This window comes from Thermoanaerobacter uzonensis DSM 18761 (assembly GCF_900129115.1).
GTDB classification, from domain to species: Bacteria; Bacillota; Thermoanaerobacteria; order Thermoanaerobacterales; family Thermoanaerobacteraceae; genus Thermoanaerobacter; species Thermoanaerobacter uzonensis.
In genome coordinates this window covers 74,166-97,796 of sequence record NZ_FQUR01000007.1, presented here as the reverse complement: position 1 = coordinate 97,796, position 23,631 = coordinate 74,166, and the positions used below count along the sequence as shown (strand labels likewise).

19 protein-coding genes and 1 pseudogene are annotated in these 23,631 nt (G+C 35.1%); 1 reads left to right on the top strand and 19 read right to left on the bottom strand.

Annotated features, from left to right (window positions below; translation table 11 throughout):
- Positions 1-53 precede the first annotated feature (53 nt).
- The 3 genes from BUB32_RS02165 to BUB32_RS02155 form a co-directional block, all read right to left on the bottom strand.
- A complete protein-coding gene (locus tag BUB32_RS02165) occupies positions 54-1,346 on the bottom strand; it encodes an APC family permease (protein WP_072967072.1) in 1,293 nt (430 codons plus the stop codon).
- Between the two features lie 4 nt (positions 1,347-1,350).
- Positions 1,351-2,088: a gamma-glutamyl-gamma-aminobutyrate hydrolase family protein gene (locus tag BUB32_RS02160; protein ID WP_072967070.1), complete on the bottom strand. Its 738-nt coding sequence runs from the start codon at positions 2,086-2,088 to the stop codon at positions 1,351-1,353.
- A gap of 111 nt (positions 2,089-2,199) precedes the next feature.
- Complete coding sequence (locus tag BUB32_RS02155) at positions 2,200-4,236, bottom strand: sigma-54 interaction domain-containing protein (RefSeq protein WP_072967068.1); 2,037 nt, start codon at positions 4,234-4,236, stop codon at positions 2,200-2,202.
- Between the two features lie 147 nt (positions 4,237-4,383).
- Here BUB32_RS02155 and BUB32_RS02150 point away from each other — a divergent pair, with 147 nt between their 5' ends.
- Positions 4,384-5,445 (top strand): M20 family metallopeptidase, encoded by a 1,062-nt coding sequence (locus BUB32_RS02150; RefSeq protein WP_072967066.1) that lies wholly within the window; start codon positions 4,384-4,386, stop codon positions 5,443-5,445.
- Positions 5,446-5,462: 17 nt separating this feature from the next.
- Here the strand turns inward: BUB32_RS02150 and BUB32_RS02145 are convergent, their stop codons facing one another.
- The 16 genes and pseudogenes from BUB32_RS02145 to BUB32_RS02075 all read right to left on the bottom strand — a co-directional run bounded on the left by BUB32_RS02145 (position 5,463) and on the right by BUB32_RS02075 (position 23,257).
- Positions 5,463-7,394, bottom strand: a complete 1,932-nt coding sequence (locus BUB32_RS02145; RefSeq protein WP_072967064.1) for an aconitate hydratase — start codon at positions 7,392-7,394, stop codon at positions 5,463-5,465.
- A 24-nt stretch (positions 7,395-7,418) separates the two neighbouring features.
- A complete protein-coding gene (gene nifV / locus BUB32_RS02140; protein ID WP_072967062.1) occupies positions 7,419-8,570 on the bottom strand; it encodes a homocitrate synthase in 1,152 nt (383 codons plus the stop codon).
- A gap of 131 nt (positions 8,571-8,701) precedes the next feature.
- Positions 8,702-9,529 (bottom strand): annotated as a pseudogene (glcT, locus tag BUB32_RS13260) (glucose PTS transporter transcription antiterminator GlcT).
- A 17-nt stretch (positions 9,530-9,546) separates the two neighbouring features.
- Complete coding sequence (locus BUB32_RS02130) at positions 9,547-10,032, bottom strand: PTS sugar transporter subunit IIA (protein WP_072967060.1); 486 nt, start codon at positions 10,030-10,032, stop codon at positions 9,547-9,549.
- Between the two features lie 112 nt (positions 10,033-10,144).
- Complete coding sequence (gene nagE, locus BUB32_RS02125; protein WP_072967058.1) at positions 10,145-11,545, bottom strand: N-acetylglucosamine-specific PTS transporter subunit IIBC; 1,401 nt, start codon at positions 11,543-11,545, stop codon at positions 10,145-10,147.
- 286 nt (positions 11,546-11,831) lie between these two features.
- Positions 11,832-12,779: a DUF7916 family protein gene (locus BUB32_RS02120; RefSeq protein WP_072967056.1), complete on the bottom strand. Its 948-nt coding sequence runs from the start codon at positions 12,777-12,779 to the stop codon at positions 11,832-11,834.
- 123 nt (positions 12,780-12,902) lie between these two features.
- Positions 12,903-14,549 carry a methyl-accepting chemotaxis protein gene (locus BUB32_RS02115; protein WP_072967054.1) on the bottom strand — a complete coding sequence of 549 codons (1,647 nt, stop codon included), beginning with the start codon at positions 14,547-14,549 and terminating at the stop codon, positions 12,903-12,905.
- 97 nt (positions 14,550-14,646) lie between these two features.
- Complete coding sequence (locus BUB32_RS12925; RefSeq protein ID WP_200773841.1) at positions 14,647-14,820, bottom strand: hypothetical protein; 174 nt, start codon at positions 14,818-14,820, stop codon at positions 14,647-14,649.
- Positions 14,821-14,961: 141 nt separating this feature from the next.
- Complete coding sequence (locus tag BUB32_RS02110; RefSeq protein ID WP_072967052.1) at positions 14,962-16,257, bottom strand: pyrimidine-nucleoside phosphorylase; 1,296 nt, start codon at positions 16,255-16,257, stop codon at positions 14,962-14,964.
- A 15-nt stretch (positions 16,258-16,272) separates the two neighbouring features.
- Positions 16,273-17,442: a phosphopentomutase gene (locus BUB32_RS02105; RefSeq protein WP_072967049.1), complete on the bottom strand. Its 1,170-nt coding sequence runs from the start codon at positions 17,440-17,442 to the stop codon at positions 16,273-16,275.
- 32 nt (positions 17,443-17,474) lie between these two features.
- Positions 17,475-17,882, bottom strand: a complete 408-nt coding sequence (locus BUB32_RS02100) for a cytidine deaminase (protein WP_072967047.1) — start codon at positions 17,880-17,882, stop codon at positions 17,475-17,477.
- A gap of 15 nt (positions 17,883-17,897) precedes the next feature.
- Positions 17,898-18,623 (bottom strand): GntR family transcriptional regulator, encoded by a 726-nt coding sequence (locus BUB32_RS02095; RefSeq protein ID WP_072967045.1) that lies wholly within the window; start codon positions 18,621-18,623, stop codon positions 17,898-17,900.
- A 15-nt stretch (positions 18,624-18,638) separates the two neighbouring features.
- Positions 18,639-19,562, bottom strand: a complete 924-nt coding sequence (locus BUB32_RS02090) for an ABC transporter permease (RefSeq protein ID WP_042834881.1) — start codon at positions 19,560-19,562, stop codon at positions 18,639-18,641.
- Complete coding sequence (locus tag BUB32_RS02085; RefSeq protein ID WP_072967043.1) at positions 19,559-20,614, bottom strand: ABC transporter permease; 1,056 nt, start codon at positions 20,612-20,614, stop codon at positions 19,559-19,561. The genes BUB32_RS02090 and BUB32_RS02085 overlap by 4 nt, the downstream gene beginning before the upstream one ends.
- Positions 20,614-22,143: an ABC transporter ATP-binding protein gene (locus tag BUB32_RS02080; protein WP_072967040.1), complete on the bottom strand. Its 1,530-nt coding sequence runs from the start codon at positions 22,141-22,143 to the stop codon at positions 20,614-20,616. The genes BUB32_RS02085 and BUB32_RS02080 overlap by 1 nt, the downstream gene beginning before the upstream one ends.
- 55 nt (positions 22,144-22,198) lie before the next feature.
- On the bottom strand, positions 22,199-23,257 hold the full coding sequence (locus BUB32_RS02075; protein WP_072967039.1) for a BMP family lipoprotein: 1,059 nt from the start codon (positions 23,255-23,257) through the stop codon (positions 22,199-22,201).
- Positions 23,258-23,631 lie beyond the last annotated feature (374 nt).

Here is a 23,631-nt window from a genome sequence, read left to right as displayed (position 1 = left end):
CTTCAAAATTAAAACTTAAAATTATTTTGTAATTCAACAACAATATATGTCAATTAATTTGTTAAATTATTACTTCCGCCTTTAACAGTATATTTTAGTATAAAATACAGTGGAACACCTATAACTAATCCTCCAAGACCCCAAATAATTTGTTCGCTCGTAGCTTTAGTCAAAAGCCAAAGGCTCACTACAACTGCTACTATAGGTATTGTAGGACCAAAAGGAATTCTAAAGGTACTCGGCAGATCTTTTCTTTTCCTTAAAACTATAACAGCTAAAGAAGTAGGAATATATTGTGCAAATCTCGATATAACACTTATCATTGCAAGTTTTACAAACCCACCAGTAAGTACTAATGGTATAGCTAACAAAGCTGTAATTATAATAGCAATATATGGTGTACCATATTTACTTTTCTTTGCTATAACCATAGGCAAAATTCCACCTTCTGCAAGGGCTACTCCAGCTCTAGGCGTGTTAAAAGATGCTGCAACATTGATTCCACCAATTGAAATTAATGTACCAAGCGTAACTAATATTACACCAAATTCTCCTAAAAAGGCTTTTGCTGAATCAGCAACAGGTGCTGTGGATTTCGCCAATGATGTTCCCAAAGTACCTATAGCAACAGCCTGAGTTAAAATATATATTACAGAAGCTAATATCATCGTTATCATAAGAGCAATAGGAACATTCTTCTTTGGATTTTCCATATCACCTGCTGCAACAGCTAATGATTCAAATCCAGTAAAAGCATAGAAAATCAAAATCAAAGCTGGTCCAAGATTAGCTGCCGTATTTATTTCCGGTGTTGCTACAAAATTCGAGCCTTTTATGAAAAAAACTCCTATTATTACAAACAAAATAAGTGGTAATAATTTTGCTACCGTTACTATGTTATTCAAATACTTAGTAATACTAACTCCAAAGTAATTCACAATACTTAAAACTACAATTATAGAAATCGCTATTACATTCTTTAAAGTCCCTGTAGCTGCAGAAGGCCAAAAAACACTTAAAGCTGTAGCAAACCCTACTGCCATTGTAGCCCACGCAATAATACTTATAGCCCATTTCATTATACCAACTTCAAATCCCACAAAATCTCCAAAGGCCTCTTTAGCATATAGATAAGGGCCTCCAGTTTTGTCAAACATTCCTCCTGTTTCTGCAAAACATAAAGCTATAGCCAAAACTAAAAGGGTATCAAGAACATATCCCCACAAACTTGAAGGTCCCATAAGCGCGTATGCTTTACCAGGCAGTAAATACACTCCTGATCCAACAACACCATTTATTCCAAGTAAAACTATACTCCACAAGCCTAATTTTTCTTTACTACCCATACTTTTACCCCCTATTATTTTTAGAGTAATAAACCAATTTTTGAAATATTTTTAGCATTTCGGTGTTCTCCCTTGCCGCCATCATTTCAGGATGCCATTGTACCCCTACTACAAATTCCTCATCTTCTTTTTCAATTCCTTCAATAACACCATCAGCTGCTACAGCAGTTACTATAAATCCTTTCGCTACATCTTTTACTGCTTGATGGTGAAAACTATTAGTTATAACCTTTTCTCCCAATATGTCAAATAGTTTAGTACCTTTTTCTATTTTTACAGAGTGTCCAGGAAAGTCAGGTTTTGATGATTGATTGTGCTTTATATATGCGCCTTCTATATCTGAAATATCTTGATATAAAGTGCCGCCAAAAGCCACGTTTAATATCTGAATGCCACGACATATACCAAGTATAGGTTTTCTTAATTGAATAGCATAATTTATAACAGCAATATCAAATTCGTCCCTTTCTCTTAAAGTAAAACCTTGTTTGTTTGTAGGCTCCTCCTTATAAAGTAGAGGATCTACATCGTATCCTCCAGTAATTATGATACCATCTACTGTCTCAACTTGTTTTTTGATTATTTCGTCTTCATTTACAATCGGGAATATCAATGGCACGCCTCCTGCTTTTACAGTGGAAACTACATAGTCGCTGTTAGCATATGACCTCTCATAACCTGGAAACATCCCTCCTTGCTCAATTAATATATTCCCCACAATTCCTATAATAGGTTTTCCCATAAAAACACCTCACTTAATTTTTTATTTTTGCAATAATTATGCCAAACAATTAAATTGAGTTTTTTCTTTAATTATTAAAAAAATTAGCCAACTAATTTTTTTAATAATTGGCTAATTAGGTTTATGTTTTCTCCTATTTTCATACCAATTTAAAAATCTTTGCCCTGCTATAGTTAATTCACTACCCTTTCTTCCTATATTAGAATTAATAAGTTTTAGCTCATTCAATACACCTAAAATGCTTCTAACTTCTCCTTCAGTTATAAAGATACCTTTCAAAGCTAATATTTTTGCTATCCCGTTTCTTCCAATCCCTTTTGAAATCAAATTACTATCCTTTATAATTTTCAGTATTTCTATTGCCTTGGAAATATTTACAGCCGATTGTAATCTTTCAATACAATAATCGAAATTATCAGTATTTACTAAATACACAGGTAAATCTTCTGGTGTTACAGTATGTTCGCACATTATTGCTATGTAAGAAGCAGTATTTTGTAATTCTCTTACATTTCCTGGCCAATCATAATTTATAAGTATATCTTCTGCTTCTTTTGTAAAATTCAATTCTTTCTTTTCCTCCAAAAATTCCTTAAGTAAAGGTATTATATCTTCTTTGCGATTTCTCAGTGGGGGAATATAAATAGGTAATACATTTAATCTGTAGTACAGGTCTTCCCTGAAAAGCCCCCTTTGAACTAATTCAAACAAGTTTTTATTAGTGGCAGCAATTATACGTATATTTACATCTATAACTTTTTGCGAACCTATTCTCATAACTTGCCGTTCTTGAATAACTCTTAAAAGTCTTGCTTGCAATGAAAGTGGCATGTCACCTATCTCATCAAGAAATATAGTGCCATTATGAGCTTGTTCAAAAAGGCCAGCTTTCCCTTCCTTCAGCGCTCCAGTAAATGCTCCTCCTTCATATCCAAAAAGTTCACTTTCCAAAAGGCTTTCAGGCACAGCTGCACAATTTATAGCTACAAAAGGTTGATTTCTTCGCCTTGAAGCATTATGAATCGATTGAGCAAAGAGTTCTTTCCCTGTTCCACTTTCTCCTATAATTAATACCGTCAAATCTGAATCAGCAATTTTTTTAGCTGTCATAATACATTCTTTCATACTTTGAGAACAAGTCTTTATATTATCAAAAGTATATTTTGCTACATATCCTTTTTTTGCTAATTTTTGTCTTAAGTTTTCTTCCAATTGCTTTATATATGTAACTTCCTGAAAATTAAAGCAATACCCTATTTTCTGTCCGAGATATTCTGATGTAATCTTTTTCACATTAATATACTGCCCTTGATATTCCATCAATTCGTCTTTAGATGAAGCATTTTCTAAAAAAGCTATTATTTTGTTATCAAAAATTTTTTCCACTGATTTACCTATTATATCTTCATTTAATTTAAAAATTCTGCTAAAAGCTTTGTTATACAATTCAATTACGCCCTGGTCATTTATATAAAGTATACCTTCGTTTAATAAATTGATAATGGTATTTAACCGTTCATTTTTAGTAATCATTTCTTTGTATTGATTTTTTATTCCCCTATTAAGAGGTATAATAGTATCAGAATATTTAAGCAATCTATCACTTATCTCTTTATTATTGATATTTAACATGCTAATTATTTTGATAAATGTTGAAATGTCAATACATCTATTACCTATATCTATAATTTTTTCTATATAACTCGGAACACGATTTTTTTCTCCCGGAGTTATGGCAATTTTTATGTCTTTATATTCCTTTTCAGGATCATAAGGTACTAATTTGATATGGTTTATACCTATTTGATAAAGCAATGATATAGTTTCTAATGTAGTTTCTATGGTGTCATTTACTACAAGTACATTTGTATTTTGAGGAATTGTTAATATATTATGTATTTGTCCATCTTTTACTGTTCTTTCAATCACAATTATCTTCTGAGAATCCTTAACATACCCTTGTATTTGAAGCGCCTTTTCTTTTATCATAACTAATACAACATCATCCTCAATTATGTCTCCTTTTTTTAGCCTCTTAAAATAATAATTATTTATTTTTATATAATCCAAAAAAACTTCTCTTAAATTTTCAGCTAAAAACTCTCCCAATGAAGAATGCCCTTCTGTTACTATCCCTATGGACTTCATAAAAATCACCTCTACTTCCTATTTAACCAGATTATATTCTAAAAACCAAATGATATTTTAAAAAATTATATATTTTAACGATATCCTATCAATACTATTTTTGTGGCATGGCTTTTGCTTAGTCAAATATCATTGGAGGTGCTATGTATGGATACAAAAAAATTGTTAACGGAATTAATAAAAATAAAAAGTATAGAAAAAGCGTCTGCTAATTATGCCATTGAATATTGTTACAATTATTTACTGGAAAATGGTTTGTCAAGCAAGATAATTGAAAATAATGGCTATAAAAGCTTAATATGTGAAATTGGATCGGGAGAAAAAAAAATTATCTTAAATGGGCATTTAGATGTAGTAGAAGCAGATAAAGAACAATTTGAACCGTATGAATACAATGGCAGAATCTATGGGCGAGGCTCCGCAGATATGAAGGGAGCAGTCGCAGCCATGATAGATACTATGATTGAAATTAAAGATATGAATTTGCCTTGTAACGTTCAACTCCAGCTTGTAAGCGATGAAGAAACCGGTGGGGAAAATTGCTCTAAATATTTAGCAGAAAACGGATATAGGGGAGATTTTGTCATATGTGGCGAACCTACTAACTTAGGAATTGGAATCCAAGCAAAAGGAATACTTCAGATAGATATTACTGTTCAAGGCAAATCCGCTCATAGCAGTAGACCTTGGGAAGGAGAAAATGCTATATTAAAAGCCTGTGATATTTTTAATGCAATAAAGAAACTCCCTTTTACCACTCAAAAATCCGAATTTTATGAAGGACCGTCAATCAATCTTTCTAAAATTGAGGGGGGAAATATTTATAATAAAGTTCCAGATTTATGTAAGATAGGTATTGATATAAGATTCTTACCAGGGCAAAATCCAGAAAAAATTTTATCCCAAATTGAAAGTGTTGCTGGGAAAAATGTAAAAATACATTCATACGGCGATGCAGTAGTTACAAAGCCAGACGATGAATATGTAAAAAAATTAAAAAGTATTATTTCAAATCATGTAAATACCACTGTAAAAATCTTTGGACAGCACGGTTCTGCTGATACAAAGTTTTTTTCAAAATACAATATACCAGCAGTTGAATTTGGACCTATTGGCGCTAACTGGCACGGAAAAGATGAATATGTAGAAATTGAATCGATTAACACATACAAAAAAATCCTGAAAGATTTTATTTTTAGTATAAAATAATATAAACCGGGTTCATATCACCCGGTTTTTTTAGTATTTTTACTTTTTACATAATTTATCATGCCACCTGCTATGAGTACTTCTCTGTTTCTATCTGAAACCTCAAGGTCTACCTCAAAGGTTGTACCTTTTGTTTGGTTTTTCACTGTTATCCTGCCGCCTCTTCTTACTTGTTCTACCGCATTTTCTATTTTTAAAACATCCCCAACCTCAATGTCTTTATAATCTCTTTCATTTACAAAAGTAAGAGGAAGAATCCCACTATTTATAAGATTTGCCTTGTGTATTCTCGCAAATGACTTTGCTATGACAGCCTTTACTCCCAGTTGAAGTGGAGCCAATGCCGCGTGCTCTCGGCTGGAACCTTGTCCGTAATTGCTTCCCCCGACAATTATGCCACCGCCCCATTCAATCGCTCTCTTAGAAAAGTTTTCATCTATTATTTCAAAACAGTGCTTAGCAAGCTCAGGGACATTAGACCTTAAGGGCAACAATTTAGCATTTGAAGGCATTATATGGTCTGTAGTTATATCGTCTCCTACTTTAATTAGCACCCTCTTTTCTATATCAGAAAGAGGTGTATTGAGAGGGAATGGCTTTATATTAGGTCCTTTTATTATCTCCACCTTTTCCCTATTCTCTGGCGGTTTTATAATCATATTATCATTGATTTCAAATTTCTCCACATAAGGTACTAAAGGTGCTTCCCCTAACTCTCTGGGATCTATTAAATACCCTGTCAAAGCTGCAGCAGCAGCAACTTCAGGACTTACGAGATAAACTGATGCCGACTTGGTACCACTTCTGCCGTAAAAGTTTCTATTAAAGGTCCTAATCGAAATTGCACCTGTTGCAGGAGCTTGACCCATGCCAATACAAGGTCCGCAAGCACTTTCGAGTATTCTTGCACCTGCCAATATCAGGTCTGAGAGTGCACCATTTTTTGCAAGCATGTTAAGAACTTGTCTTGAACCTGGAGAAATTACAAGACTTACATGTTCTGGAATAACCTTGCCTTTTAATATAGAAGCAACTTTCATCAAATCAGCATAAGAGGAATTTGTACATGACCCTATAGCAACTTGGTCAACTTTTGGCCTCCCTGCATCTTTAACTTTTACAACATTATCAGGACTATGAGGGAGTGCTACTAAAGGTTCCAGTTCATCAAGGTTTATTTCAATGACCTCATCGTATTCTGCATCTTCATCGGCAGCCAAAGGCACAAATGTATTTTCTCTTCCTTGGGCTTTTAAAAATTCATATGTCCTATCATCTGATGGAAAAATTGATGTAGTAGCTCCTAATTCCGCCCCCATATTGGCAATTGTAGCTCTTTCGGGTACTGATAAAGTTTTTACTCCATCCCCTGAATATTCAAAAATCTTGCCAACTCCACCTTTTACAGTAAGTCTTCTTAAAAGCTCCAATATCACATCCTTTGCCGATACCCAAGGTCTAAGTTTCCCAGTAAGCCTTACATTGACAATGGAAGGCATAATAATCCTGTAAGGCTCTCCCGCCATAGCCAAAGCAACATCTAAGCCTCCTGCGCCTATAGCTAACATCCCTAAGCCTCCTGCTGTTGGCGTATGGCTATCAGAACCTAAAAGAGTTTTCCCTGGCCTTCCAAATCTTTCAAGATGCACTTGATGACAGATGCCATTTCCCGGTCTTGAAAAATATATGCCGTATTTTGCTGCAACAGTCTGAATGTATCTGTGGTCATCTGCGTTTTCAGGACCTTGCTGCAATGTATTGTGGTCAATGTAAGCAACAGAAAGTTCAGTTTTTACTCTATCTATACCAAGAGCTTCTAATTGGAGGTACGCCATTGTACCAGTGGAGTCTTGAGTCAAAGTTTGGTCAATTTTAATGGCTATCTCTTGACCTTTTATCATTTCTCCTTCGACAAGGTGAGAAGATAATATTTTCTGTGTGAGATTCATTGCCTTCACTCCTGTAACATAATTTTATATAGCCTTTTCTCTGTTTTTGATAACATCCTCATAAAGGTACATGAGCTCTTTATCAAAAAGCGGCCTCTTAAGCTGTATAGCTAATTTTCTGACATGAGGCAAAAGTTGATTTGCTTCTTCTTCTGTTAAAACTCTGCCGTATTCTTTAAATTTATTTATAAGAGCTGCAGTTCCAGAATGCTTACCTATCACAATCTGCCTTTCAAGGCCTACTTCATCAGGGTTAAATATTTCATATGTGTGAGGATTTTTAAGGGCACCATCTACATGAATACCTGACTCATGAGCAAAGACATTTGTTCCAACTATAGCTTTCCATGCTGGCAACTGTCTTCCCGAGGCTAAAGCAACGTATTCAGAAATTTCCCTAAATCTAGTTGTATCTATTCCTAAATCTATTTTGTAGACGTGCTTTAATGCCATTACAACCTCTTCTAAAGCAGCATTTCCGGCTCTTTCGCCAAGGCCGTTTACTGTAACTCCTATAAAGTTAGCACCGGCTTTCATACCTGCAAGGGCATTGGCAGTAGCCATCCCAAAGTCATTATGAGTATGCATTTCAATATCAATGTCAACAGCTTCTTTTATTGCCTTGACCATGTCGTAAGTTTTAAAAGGATCTAAAAATCCTACGGTATCACAAAATCTCAAACGATCTGCTCCTGCTTGTTTTGCACACTTCGCAAATTCAATGAGAAAGTCCATATCCGTACGAGAAGCATCTTCTGCGTTGACAGAAACATATACGCCTTCTTTTTTAGCAAATTTAACCGCTTCAGTCATATTGTCCAAAACCCATTGCCTTGACTTCTTAAGTTTATGCTCAATATGAATATCAGAAGTAGACACAGAAATTGCAACTGCATCAACGCCGCATTCTAAAGATTCTTGAACGTCTTTTACAACTGCTCTATTCCACGCCATTATGCTGGCATTCAATCCAAGCTTTGCAATTTTTGCAACTGTTTCTTTTTCGTCTCCTCCCATTGTCGGAATACCTACTTCTAATTGGTCTATTCCGATTTCATCCAACATTTGTGCAATTCTGATTTTTTCGTTATTTGCAAACACAACCCCTGCAGTTTGCTCTCCATCTCTTAAAGTTGTGTCAACAATGTAAACTTTCTTGCCCTTTTTAAGAGTCATTCCACTTCCCCCTTCAAAAACTCTTTATAACATATTTTATATGTAACCACTTATAAAGTCAATAGTATTTTGCAATTTTATATTATAAAAATTGCAAAACCCGAACTAAAATTAATTTTAGTTCGGGTTTGTTAAATAGTATTGATTAATCGTTGAATGTGTATTGCAATATATCCAATTTCTTCTTCAGGAACTTGTTTTTCTAACGTATTTTCTATTACTTTTGACACTTGTATTGCTATATTATAAGCTCTCTTAAATTTTTTCTTTATAGAGGCTAAAAGTTCATTCGACACAGGAGCATTTTTTTCTAATCTATCAATAGCAAAACGCAGGTGAGTTACAAGTCTTAGATAATCAATCGAATCTCTATCAATATGTTTCCCTATGTGGTTTTCAATTGTTGCTACTAATTGAGATACCAATCTAGTATTTTTTAAAGTGTTTGATAAACCAGCATTTTCTAAAGCAGCATGCAAGTGAAGTGCTATAAAACCTGTTTCATCTTAGGGTAGTGAAATATTAAGCCTTTGATTTATCAATTCTAACGCTTTTAATGCAATATTGTAATCATCTTTATATAAAGCTTTTATCTCTATATTAAAAGGATTTTTTATTTCTATTCCCATATTTATTCTTTCAATCGCAAAGGCAATGTGATCAGCAAGTGCAATGTGTATATGCTCATTAAGTTTCTTTCCTTTTATTTTTTCTGCCATCACTATTATTTCTTCTGCAATCCCTATTACATCTCCTCTTATCTTTTCCATTAACTCAGAAAATTTAATCTTATTAACATCCTCTTGTACATAAAATATTTTCTCTAATTTATCTTCTTCAATAATATCACCTGGTCTTTTGCCAAATCCTATACCTTTTCCCACAACTATGCATTCCACATTTTTATCATCCTTTGCCATACACACGTTATTGTTAAGAACTTTTATTACTCGATACATAATCAATACCTCACTTTTTACTTGAGGTATACTCTCATAATCTTTGTCTTTCCTGCTTTTACTTCTTCACCATCAGGTTCTTTTACAATTTTATCCACTATATCCATATTAGTAATAATAATTGGTGATGTCAATGGGTGTTCTTTTTTAACCAATTCCATATCAAATTTTAGCAACTTATCTCCTATTTTCACTCTTTCACCTTCGGAAACAAAACTTTCAAATCCATTTCCTTTCATTTCTACTGTGTCCATCCCAATATGAATTAGTATTTCTAATCCTTCTTCTGTTTTTATTCCCAAAGCATGTTTTGTAGGAAATAATTGTATAATAGTGCCATTAACCGGTGAATATACAATACCTTCTGTGGGTTCTAATGCCACTCCATCTCCTACCATTTTTTGAGAAAATACAGGATCTGGCACATCTTCAATTTTTAATAATATGCCATTAATAGGAGAATATATATCTACGTATTTTTTCTTTTTAAATATGTTAAACATGTAATCAGCCCTTTCTGTATTTTCTATAATATCTTACTATACACATATATTTCAAACTTTTTAAAATAATTTTGATGGCGGCCAGTTTACGGCCGCCTAAAACATTTTCACCTTAAATTTTACCTCCTGCTTTTTTCATGTGTTTTTTCATTTCTTGTGCAATCAAATCAGCTTTTGTACCAACAATTACTTGCAATGCATTTTTGCCCATTCTCATTACGCCTGTTGCCCCTAACTTTTTAAGTTTATCATCCTCTATTATTGTATCGTCTTTCACAGTCAAGCGCAACCTTGTTATGCAAGCCTCCAAAGACTGGATGTTTTCTGCTCCACCCAATACTTCTACGTATTGTGCAGCAATATCACCAAGTTCTGATTTTGACATGTCTGCATATTGGTCAACAGCTTCTTCTTCTAATCTGCCAGGAGTTGGCAGGTTGAATTTCACTATTATATAGTAGAAAATTACATAGTATATTGCACCATAAATTATACCTATTAGAAGGAGCAAAAGAGGTTTTGTAGCTATACCATAACTTAAGATATAGTCAATGAGACCAGCTGAAAAGCCAAAGCCATCCTTTATACCAAGAACATAAGTTATAGCAAGAGATAAACCTGTTAAAAGAGCGTGTATTGCATAAAGTACTGGTGCCAAGAACATAAATGAAAACTCAATAGGCTCTGTAATACCTGTTAAAAAAGCTGTAAGAGCTGCGCTTATTAACACACCAGACACAGCTTTTCTTTGGTTTGGTTTTGCTGCCGCCAACATAGCCAGTGCTGCTGCTGGAAGTCCAAACATCATAATCGGATAAAATCCTGCCATAAAAATGCCTGCAGTTGGATCTCCTGCAAAGAACCTGTTTAAGTCCCCAGTTACAACTTTGCCGGCTGCTGTCTTAAATGTACCAAAAACAAACCATACAAGACTGTTTATAACGTGATGAAGTCCAAAAGGAATTAAAAGCCTATTTAATATGCCATATATAAATACTCCAAGTGCTCCCGCGCCAATGATCCACTCGCCAAGCGCATATATGCCATTTTGTATGGGAGGCCATACATAACCCATTACAAGTGCTAGTACAATTGCAGCGAAAGCCGTTACAATAGGTACAAATCTTTTTCCACCAAAGAAGCCTAAGAAATCAGGAAGTTTAATATCATGATACTTGTTATACAGATAACCGGCTATGATACCCATTAAAATACCACCTAAAACTCCCATGTTGAGATCTTTGTTAATAGTTGTCGCACCTTTTGTCAGTACAAAATAGCCAACTGCTGCTGCAAGAGCTGCTACACCATCTCCATCAGCAAAACCTATTGCAATACCTATAGCAAAGATGAGAGGTAAATTGTCAAATACCGCTGCACCTGCTTGCATAATAAAAGGAATGTTGAAAACATCGGGTGCACCAAGCCTCAAAAGCAACGCTGCTGCAGGTAACACAGCAACTGGAAGCATTAAGGCTTTACCAAGTTTTTGAACACTTGCTAACCATTTCATGCAAAACCCTCCTTATTTTTATTTTTCAGGCATTTAATATAAAAAGAGCCGGCAAGGTAATAACACCTCCACCGGCTCATGCCTGCTTTTGCAGTAACACGCCGTAATTTAGTATTCGTTTACCAATATTATATAATCTATTTTGCAGTCTGTCAATAACTAATTATTGAAAAACAATTTCACACTGTTGACAAACTTTCGCAAAGGAGATATTTTGCATACGGAGTGACTTGTTACAAAGTTTTCTGATAATACCATTGCCAAAAGAAGATAAGGTATATACTTATTACTTATTCAAAGAATATGCCATTCTCCTATAAGTATGCCTTACTCCTCTTATGGCAACAGATAGCGCCATTATGTTTTCAGGAAGTGCCACTCCTGCATATCCTGCATCTCCTATATGCTGTATGTCTGCACCTGCCATTTTTGATTGAACACCAATATATTCTATTGTGCTTTTTTGTGAACCCTCTTGTGATGTGCCAATTGTAGTCATTGCTAATGCACCTGATTCATGGATGGCTTCTATCTGTCTTTTTGCAAGATTTAAATCAACTCCTGGAACGGTACCAGGCGCTGGTATCAAAACACAATCAGCACCTGCTTTTACAAAATCTTTTAAAATTTCGTCTTCATATATGTTTCCTGAGCCAGCACCGTGCATTTTTCCAGCAATGACCATCATATTTTCACCAAAAATTTCTTTTGCTAATTCTATTCCTTCTATTATCGTGCTGACACTTACCCCTGTATTGGGATTACCAGTTATAATGACATAATCAAAACCGTATTCTTTAGCTTTTAAAAGATTTTCTTTATTTAATTTTCGTCCCTCTACATAATTTACTCCTTCAGGAACTGGCTCTATATTTACACCTATAAACCTTCCCACAATCTTTTTGAGTCTCTTAATATAGTCAAAATCTTCTGCATTTTTGGAGGCTATTTCGACTATTTTTTGTAATTCAGAAGGCCCAGCCGAAAAGTTTATTCCTATATCGTCTATGCCAAAAATAAATGGTTTTTGAAAGTCAAAAAAATTCAACGTAATCATATCACTCCCAAACGCAGCTGCCAGTTCCATATTTGATACTCCATAAACCAGCGGTGGAACTGTTACAATAGTCTCTGCCATTACCGTCCTTCCTTCAGAAGTCCTTATCGTTTCAATAAGCATATTTTTGTCCATTCCTTCAATGTCTTTCATTGTAAGTTCAAATATTCTTTTCATAAAAATCCTCCCTTTCGAAAAATTAAAAGCCGGTAAGGTAATAGTTACCTTACCAGCTCATGCCGTAACACGTCGCACGCTGTTTGAATAAATTATAAAACATATAAGGTATCTATGTCAAGATTATAGTTGTTTTACGATATTCGTAATTTTTTGCATATTAGCCTTTAGCTCTTCAGTATATTCAACCTGTTCTTTTATGTGATCAAGATTTTTTAAATTATTTTCATCTACTACATTTATCTCTGCCAAAAGTTGCTGCGAAGAAGCCAATAATTCTTCTACCTGTGCAGATATATTTTGTGATGCTGCCATTACGTTTCTCATGGCGTGTAGTGTTTGACTAGAACTTACAGCTGTCTCTTCTGCCGCAACAGAAATTTCACTAATAATATCAGAAACTTTGTCAAATCCTTCTTTTGTCTGTTCAAATATATCTAATACTTTATTCACCTCGCTGGAAGCTTTTGTAGAAGTATCAATGTTTTTGATAACATTATCAACAGTATCTCTTGTAAATTGGGTAAGAGATTCTATTATCTCTCCTATTCTTTCTACACTTTCTGTCGATTGCGCTGCAAGTTTCCTTATTTCCTCTGCTACAACTGCAAATCCTCTTCCGTTTTCTCCAGCTCTTGCTGCTTCAATTGCCGCATTAAGTGCCAAAAGATTCGTCTGCTCAGCTATATCTGATATTGAATAAAGAATATCTTTTATACCACCCATTCTTTTCTCTAGTTCATTCAATTGTTTTGAAGTATTTTTGGAGTTTTCCAAGCTCTCTTGTAAAGACTCAATTAATGATTTAACTTCTTCACCTTGCCTGTTTGCATTTTCTTCTATTTCTTTGATTTTCATCATTGCTTCATTCATGTCTCTCATAAGTTTATCGGAAACTTGTGACAAATTTTCATTAGTCTCCGAAACTTTAGTAATAGACTCAGCAACTTCATTTATATTTTCTGAAATTATGTTAATTCCATTCACTAAATCCTCTAAACCTTGTTTTGAAGAAGTTATGTTCATAGTATTTTCTTCTGATTTATCTCTTATGTTTACCGCATAATTCATAACTTTCTCTGATTGTTTTACTGCAGCGTCAATTTCTGAATTGATAAATTTTGCAAATTTCCTTATTTTTCTCACAATTATTATTACATAAATTAAAATTAGAATAGCAATTATAACGCTAACTCCTAATGAAACATAAAAAGTCTTTTGGTTCTCCTGTATCATATTATTAAAATATGGCAAGAAACCTTGAGAATATGTAGAACTAAAATCGTTTAAAGCGCTTTGCAGATGGTTTAAATAATAAGTAATGTTAACTATTTTATCACTATCTTCTACTGGATTATATTTTTCAGGTAAATTATTTACTGCTTTTTTTAAATTTTGTATATCTTCTTGTATAGCTGTTAAGTCTTTCTTGAGAGTATCATAACTTTTTGTGCTTTTGTAGTCTTCCAGTCTGTTTTGAATATTGTATATATATGTTTCCATTGAATGTATGGGAATTCCAACAGAAAAATTCGTTGTATTCCCGCTTATATAATCATTTAAAGTTTGCTGTATGTTGCCGCTTAACACTGCAATTTGAACTTGAGCACTTGATACATTGATTACCTGATTAACTACATATTTTCTCAGGTTTTCAATATTTTTAATAGTATTAATAATACCTAAATTAACTGTTAAAGATAAAATTGCAATGAGGACTCCTATTATTACAAATGAACGTATGAGTTGAGCACGGATAGTCTTTCCCATTTAACACTTCTCCCCTTCTAAAGTAGATTTGATAAAACCTCAATATATATTTATCGGCTTTAATTAATAGAACTTTAACATAAAAAAGCGATTCTTTTTAGGAAGAATCGCTCAGTTTGTTGACAAAGTTAAAAAAATATTCAAAGGAGATATTTTTCATCGTCGCTCCGATGTTCCAAAGCGACAAAACTAAAGCTCGGCCTTCGGGTTCCGGCAGGGTACCGGGCACAATCGGCATCCATGCCTTAAGGTGCCCGCCTCCGCCATCCATGGCTTCGGCCCTGCCTCCACCCTCGGTCTTGCTAAGTTTTGTTAGCGCTTTGTAACAAGTCGCACCGATTGCAAAATATCTCCTTTACGAAAGTTTGTCTACAGTCTAAGCAATTCTTTTTAGGAAGAATCGCTCAAAATGCTATTCAAATATTAATGTTGGTCTTTCTACAGGCTCATCTGAAAGAAGAATATATTTTTTGATTTCATCAAAAGCCCAACCTAATTTGCTTTCATCATTGGCATATATCGTCGCAATAGGTTCTCCTTTCTTAATTATATCTCCAACTTTGCCACCTAGCATTATGCCAACAGCTAGATCAATCGTATCTTCTTTTTTCTCTCTTCCCGCTCCTAATTTCATCGCTACAAGACCTAAATCTAAAGCCATAAGGTCTTTTATATATACATCTCTGTCGGCAATCCAAGGTCTTATATACTTAGCCTGTGGTAAAAGTGATAAATCGTCAACTACTCTTTCATCTCCACCTTGAGCCTTTATAAATTCTTTAAATTTTTCTAAGGCTTTTCCGCTATCAAGTGCTTCTTTTAGTTTTGTCCTTGCCTCCTTGTCGTCTTTTGCAACTCCTGCAATTTGAAGCATATCAGAACCAAGTAGCATACATACTTCCAATAAATCTTTAGAACCATGACCTTTCAATACTTGAACAGCTTCTACTATCTCAAGTGCATTTCCTATCGCAAGCCCTAACGGATAATCCATATTTGTAACATGGGCTACAGTCTTTCTTCCTACAGAATTACCAATATCCACCATTAATTTAGCAAGGGTTTTGGCACTTTCTAAGTCTTTCATGAAAGCTCCTCTACCCACTTTTACATCTAATACTATGCCATCTGCTCCTGCGGCAATCTTTTTACTCATTATAGAGCTCGCTATAAGCGGAATAGAATCTACTGTTGCAGTAACATCTCTTAAAGCATATAATTTCTTATCAGCAGGTGTGAGATTTTTTGTCTGCCCAATAATAGCAATACCATATTTATTTACGTTATCAATAAACTCCTTTTCGCTGAGTTCTACTCTCATTCCTGGTATTGACTCCAGTTTATCTATCGTCCCACCGGTATGTCCTAAACCTCTTCCCGACATTTTGGCAACAGGTGCTCCACAGGCTGCTACCATCGGAGCAAGTACTAATGTAGTAGTGTCAGCTACACCACCAGTTGAGTGTTTATCCACTTTGATTCCTTTAATGGCTGATAAATCCATCACATCGCCAGAATAAGCCATAGCCATAGTAAGATGTGCAGTCTCCTCTGGCGTCATTCCTCTAAAATATATAGCCATTGCTAAAGCACTCATCTGATAATCAGGAAGGTAATCTTTGGTATAAGAAGAAATTATAAAATCAATCTCTTCTTTTGTAAGAACTCCACCATCTCTCTTTTTCATGATAAGGTCATACATCCGCATAAATTATACCTCCTGTCATAAAGGTAATTCCCTTAAGAAAGATGTGCCATGTTTTGTAGGACCAACTTTAAATATTTCAGCTATTGTAGCTGCAACGTCTGAATAAGTACTTCTCACTCCAAGATTTACTCCGTGTGCCATTAAAGGACTATAAACTAATAGTGGCACATATTCCCTTGAATGATCTGTGCTTGGGGTAGTAGGGTCACACCCATGGTCAGCAGTTATAATTAGCAAATCTTCTTTTGTGAGTTTTTCCATAATTTCTTGAAGCCTATTATCAAAATGTTTTAAAGCTTTTGCATATCCTTCAACATCATTTCTATGACCATACAGCATGTCAAAATCAACTAAATTTGTAAAAATTAACCCGTTTTTAATATCATCCATCGCTTTTATAGTAGCTGTAATGCCCTCGTCATTGTTCGTCGTATGGTTTTTTTCAGTAATTCCCTGTCCAGCGAAAATATCCTCAATTTTTCCTATAGCAAAAACTTCATATCCCTCTTCTTTTAACATATCTAATACTGTAGGTTCAAAAGGTTTGAGAGAAAAATCTCTTCTATTTCCTGTTCTTACAAAATTTCCAGGAGTGCCGGTAAAAGGTCTTGCAATTACTCTTCCTACCGCATGGTCATCTTTAAGTATTTCCCTGGCAATTTCACAAATTCTATAAAGCTCTTCAAGAGGTATTACATCCTCATGGGCTGCTACTTGAAATACGCTATCAGCAGAAGTATAAACTATCGGGAAACCTGTTTTTACATGTTCTTCTCCCAGCTCTTTTATTATTTCTGTACCTGAAGCAGGCTTATTCCCCAAAACTTTTCTTCCAATCCTCTTTTCAAACTCTTTAATAATTTCCTCAGGAAAACCATGGGGATAAGTAGGAAAAGGTTTCTCAATAAAGAGTCCTGCTATCTCCCAATGGCCTGTAGTAGTATCTTTCCCTGCTGATTTCTCAGCCATTTTGCCATATCCACCAATAGCGTTAGGGTTTTCAGGAACACTTTTTAAAGGAATTATATTCCCCAGCCCTAAGCGTCCCATATTAGGAAGTTCAACACCTGTCTTTTCTGTCACATGACCTAAGGTGTTTGAACCTTCATCCCCAAACTTATATGCGTCTGGCAATTCTCCTACTCCTACGCTATCCAAAACTATTAGTATGACTCTTTTGAGCATTTTACCACCTCTTCTATGATTTTATGTCCGTATTATTTTTCTAAATCTTTTGAGGTAAAAGCACCTGGCAATAAGTCTTTAACTGTGACAACAGCATAATCACCTTTCATATTACTCAGTATCACAATCATGTCTTCTCCACCCAATTCCAGCATTACTTGTCTACATGCACCACAGGGAGAGACAGGACCTTCAGTATCTGCAACTACTGCAATTGCTTTTAGTTTTCTATCTCCATTTGCATAAGCACTAAAAAGCGCTGTCCTTTCTGCGCAATTGGTAAGGCCATAAGAAGCATTCTCAATATTGCAGCCTTGATAAGTTTTGCCATCATCAGTAAGCACACATGCACCTACTTTAAAGTGGGAGTAAGGCACATAGGCCTTCTCCCTTGCTTCCTTCGCTAATTCGATAAGCTTATCATAATCTTTATATTCCACTTTATGCACCTACTTTCACAGCGTTCTTTTGCGTATAATATAGAAGTCGAATTTAGAAGCATTAAAATAGTTAGAAGAATAAAGAATTGGCATATTGTTTTCATCGTAATGCACTTGTTCTAAAAGAAGTATTGAATCATTTTTGTCCATCATCAGTTTTTTCTCAACAACAGGGTCATGTTTTATAACTCTTATATTAGAAACTGCATAGGTTATTATGATAGAGTGTTCATTTTCAAGGTAAGAAAACACAGATTGTTCAAATCCAGTAAAAGATTCGCCTACAATATTTTGAGGTAACCTATCTATGCAATACACCACTGGGACCTCATCTGCTGTTCTTACTCTTTCTACTTTATATATAATATCTCCTGGTTTCAATTTTAAGTGATTTGCCTCATTTTCTGTAGCAGGAAGTTTATATACAGTAAAATCTTTTGTACCAGGTACCATTCCTTGTCTTTCAATTAAAGTTGTAACACTAAATAACTCTTCCAAGCCACTCTTTATAAGTGGTTTTCTCCTTACAAAAGTTCCTACCCCTTGCTGTTTCACTATAAGTCCTTCATCTTCTAAAATTCTCATTGCTTCCCTTAAAGTAGCTCGACTAATGCCAAATTGTTTGGCAAGCTGTGATTCAGAAGGGAGCTTGCTCCCTTCTTTCCACTGCCCTGTCTTTATCAATTCTTCCATTTTCCTTAAGGCGAGCTCATACAGCGGTTTTTTTTCAGGTAACAACATCGACATAAAAATCCCTTATTTCTTTGGTGTATAAGGTACTCCATCTGCAGCAGGTGGCACGCTCTTTCCGCCGACACCCACAAGTGCAAGGATAGTCAATATATAAGGCAACATCATGATTATATTCTTTGAAAATGCCGTATTTTGAAGCTGCATACTGAGCGCCGTTGCAAATCCAAAGAGAAGTGCAGCGCCAAAAGACCCAAAAGGTGTCCATTTACCAAAAATCATTGCTGCCAACGCAATATAACCTCTACCACTCGTCATATCAGGGTTAAAGCTATTTAACGCACCTATTGACAGATAAGCGCCACCCATCGCAGAAAGAATACCACTTAATGCTACTCCAAGATATCTTAATTTTATAACATCTATACCCGCTGTTTCAGCCGCCTCAGGATTTTCACCAACCGCTCGAAGTCTTAGTCCCAAATTTGTGTGGAACAGAAAATAATCTGATATGAATAAAATTATTATCATCAAATATACTACAACACTGTGACCACTTAAAACTTGGCCTAAAAATGGTATATTCTTAATGCCTGGAATATCTATAGTGGGAAGCATAGGAGTATCAGTAGGAGTACCTGTAAAACCATACATCGTGTTTAAAAGGTATGCTGTAATACCCGATGCAAAAATATTAATAGCCATACCTAAAATTATTTGATTAGCTGTTAAGCTTACAGCGGCCCACGCAAAAATCAAAGCTACTATAAGCCCAACTATCATAGCACCTAAAAGTCCCAACCAAGCACTACCAGTAGCATGAGCAAACACAACTGCAAAAAATGCTGCAATAAGCATAATGCCTTCCATTGCTATATTTACAACACCAGACCTTTCAGAAAAGGTACCCCCTAGCGCAGGCAATGCCAATGGTGTGGCCATTGCCAAAGTAGCTGCCCAAAGTTGAGGATTCAAAAATACTTCTTTCATGCTTCTGCCTCCTTCTTTTGCTTTTTAGCAAACATGTCTTTTATAACTTCTGCTACTCTATGAGCTGCAACAAAAAATACTATAAGCCCTGTAATAACGTCTGCCATTTGACCCGGTACCTGCGCATTAAGCTGCATATATTGAGAACCTGTACCTAAAGCAGCAAACAAAATTGCTGCAAATATAACTCCTATTGGATTATTGTTTGCAAGTAAGGCTACAACTATTGCTGTATAGCCATATCCAGAAGTAAAACTATCATAGAGTCTATGCTGTACTCCTAACATCTGGACAGCACCAGCAAGTCCTGCAAATACACCGCTTAATCCTAATGAAAGCACCATATTCAAAGGCACATTCATTCCTGCGTACCTTGCTGCTCTTTGATTATATCCTACTGCTCTCATTTCGAATCCCCAGGTTGTTTTAAACATAAGCCAATATACAAAAACTGCGGCAACAAGAGCAATAAAAATTCCGTAAGAAAGCTGAGTGTTTTGAATCAAAAATGGTATTACTGCACTTTCCTTAATTACAGGAGATTGAGGAATTGTTCCCTTTTCCATCATAGGACCAAACTCAAGTAAAAAGTGACTAAAATATATCGCGATATAGCTCATCATCATGGTAGTTATAACCTCATTCGCACCGGTATATGCTTTTGCAAGTCCTGGAATGAGTCCTGCCCAAAGTCCTCCTGCTATCATCGCAGCTATAAGTGCAAAAGGTATATGAATATACCAAGGAAGCCCACTGAAACTGTAACCAATCCAAACACCTACAATTGCTCCTATCCAATATTGACCTTCTGCACCTATATTGAAAAGTCCAGCTTTAAAGGAAATGGCTACGCCTAGTCCTGTTAAAATGAGTGGCACAGCATTTGCAAGAGTATTTGCAATGTTATTGACTGAACCAAAAGCTCCAATAAATAATGAAGCATACGCATTAATAGGATTAAAACCAGTAATAATCATTATGATAGAACCTATTACAATGGCTATAAGCACCGCTACAACTGGTATATAAAGTTCTTTTAAAATATTCTTCATTATCTCGCCTCCAATGTCGTCTTATCAAATCGTGAACCAGCCATAAGCATTCCTATTTGCTCTCTTGTTGCAGTCTTGCCATCCAAAATATCCATAAGCTGGCCATTGTATATAACTCCAATTCTATCTGATAATGACATTATCTCTTCTAATTCTAACGAAACGAGAAATACAGCAGCGCCTCTGTCTCTTAATTCAAGTATTCTCTTGTGAATATATTCTATAGCACCAACGTCCATTCCACGTGTTGGCTGAACCGCAATTAAAAGCTTAGGATTGTATCCTACCTCTCTTGCTAAAATAACCTTTTGCTGATTCCCTCCTGATAAACCACGAGCCTTAAGCATGTACTCAGGAGGCCTTACGTCAAACTCTTTGACTTTTCTCTCGGCGTTTTCATAAACCTTTTTATATTGAATTACACCATAACGAGAATAGGTAGGATCTCTATATTCTCTCAAAATCAAATTTTCTGCAATTGTAAAATCCAAAACAAGTCCATCTGCTTGCCTATCTTGTGGAATATAGGATATTCCCTCTCTATAAAGTTGTTTTGTAGAGAAATTTGTAACATCTTTTCCATAAAATAAAATATTGCCTGATTTCTTAGGCCTTAATCCCATTATAGCTTCCACCAATTCTAATTGCCCATTTCCATCAATACCTGCCAGTCCGAAAATTTCTCCTTCGTGTATATCAAAGCTTACATCTTTAATCTTAGGAATATTCTGCTGGTCAACTACGCTTAAATTCTTAACACTTAAAGCGACATTCCCTGGTTTGTACTCAGTCTTTTCTATTCGGAGTACTACTTCTCTACCTACCATCAAATTAGCAAGGTCTTGCTCATTTGTTTCTTTTGTGTTCAAAGTACCAACAGTTTTACCTCGCCTCATAACAGTAACTCTATCAGAAATTTCCAGGACTTCTTCTAACTTGTGGCTTATAAATATTATAGACATACCTTGTTTTACAAGACCCCTCATTATTTCAAATAATTTTTCTGTTTCCTGAGGAGTAAGCATAGCTGTCGGCTCATCTAAAATTAAAAGTTTCGCTTTTCTATAGAAAGCTTTTAAAATCTCAACTCTCTGCTGAAGGCCAACAGATAAATCTTTTACTTTCGCTTCAGGGTCTATTTCAAGATGATATTTTTGTGAAATTTCTTTTATCAGTTCATTTGCTTTTTTTCTATCATAAGTTATACCTTTAGGCTCTGCTCCTAATACAATATTTTCTGCAACTGTTAAAACAGGAATAAGCATAAAATGCTGGTGCACCATTCCTATGCCTTTTTCAATTGCTTCATGGGGACCACTTAGATTGAGTTCTTCCCCATCAAAAATAAGTTTACCTGAATCTGGTTTATACAACCCATATATAATATTCATTAAAGTAGATTTACCAGCGCCATTTTCTCCAAGTATCGCGTGAATTTCCCCTTTTTCAACTGTGAGATTGACATTGTCATTTGCTACAACTTTAGGAAATACTTTCGTAATATTTTTTACTTCCAATATAGCACTCATACTCCTACCTCCAAAAAGGGGCTCAAAGCATGAGCCCCGTTTTTTTGATTTTAGTTTATTTTGAAACTTTATCGGATATTGTTATTTTGCCGTCTTTAATATCTTGAGCTAATTGATTAACTTTATCTACGATAGATTGCGGAACATCTTTGTTCACTTTTCCTATTCCAACACCATCATTTTTCAAATCAAAGTATACAATACCACTCTTGAAGTTACCATTTAAAGTATCCTTTATAATGTCGAAGGTGGCAACATCAACCCTCTTCATAGCAGAAGTTAAAACATTATCAGGTGCCAGATAACTCTGGTCTGCATCAACACCAATAGCATATACGTTTTTCTCTTGTGCCGCTTTTATTACTCCGTCACCAGTGCCACCAGCAACTTGGAAAATGATTTCTGCACCCTGGCTTATCTCCGTCAAAGCCATTTGTTTACCTGCAGCAGGGTCATTGAAATTATTTGTATAGTTCACAATAACTTTGACATCTGGATTAACAGCCTTTGCTCCTTGTTGATAACCTGCAATATAGCTATCAACTGGTGGTATCTGCATCCCACCAACAACACCTATTACGTTTGTACCTTTTACTTTTCCAGCCTTTTCTTTTTCCATTAATCCAGCCATTGCACCTACAAGATAGCCACATTGTTCTGTCTTAAACATAGCTGATGAAACATTAGGTCTGTCTGTAACTTCTGAGTCAATTATCATAAATTTTGTATCTGGGAATTTTTGTGATACTTCTTCAATAGCATCATGCATCATAAAACCTACTGCAATTATTAAGTTATAACCTTGTTGTGCAAAATTTGTTAAATTTGGAACGTAGTCCGTCATTTGCTTTGATTGTATTACGTTAACTGTAACACCCAATTCTTTAGCAGCTCTTTGTAAGCCTTCATAAGCCATCTGGTTAAAGCTGTGATCATTAATACCACCAACATCTGTAACTAACCCTACTTTAAAGTTTTTGTTTTTAGCCTCTTGTGTAGTAGTTTGAGGTTGTGTACTTTCTTGCTTTGTCTTTGAAGAACATCCTGATAAGAATACTGATACTGACAGCAGCAAGACCAACACAGATGCTAAAACAACACGCCACTTCTTCATCATATAACCTCCTATAAAAATTTTTGTTACCGTTTACTACTTATACAAGTAGTAAACATATAGACTTGTCTGACATCTAACCTTATTATAACTTTATTAATCTCTTGTTACAAATTCTAAAATAAGTTATTTTAGTAAGCTCTTTTATATATATCTTTCAAAATCTTCTCTTTTCTTTATATTTCTGCAGCAACAATTTTTTATACAAAATTTAAAGCTTATTTTTTAGGCAATATTTTCATAAAAAAGCATAAAATTAAGAGTGCTAATCGCACTCTACAGACTGTAGACAAACTTTCGTAAAGGAGATATTTTGCATAAGAAGCGACTTGTTACAAAGCGGTAACAAAACTTAGCAAGACCGAGGGTGAAGG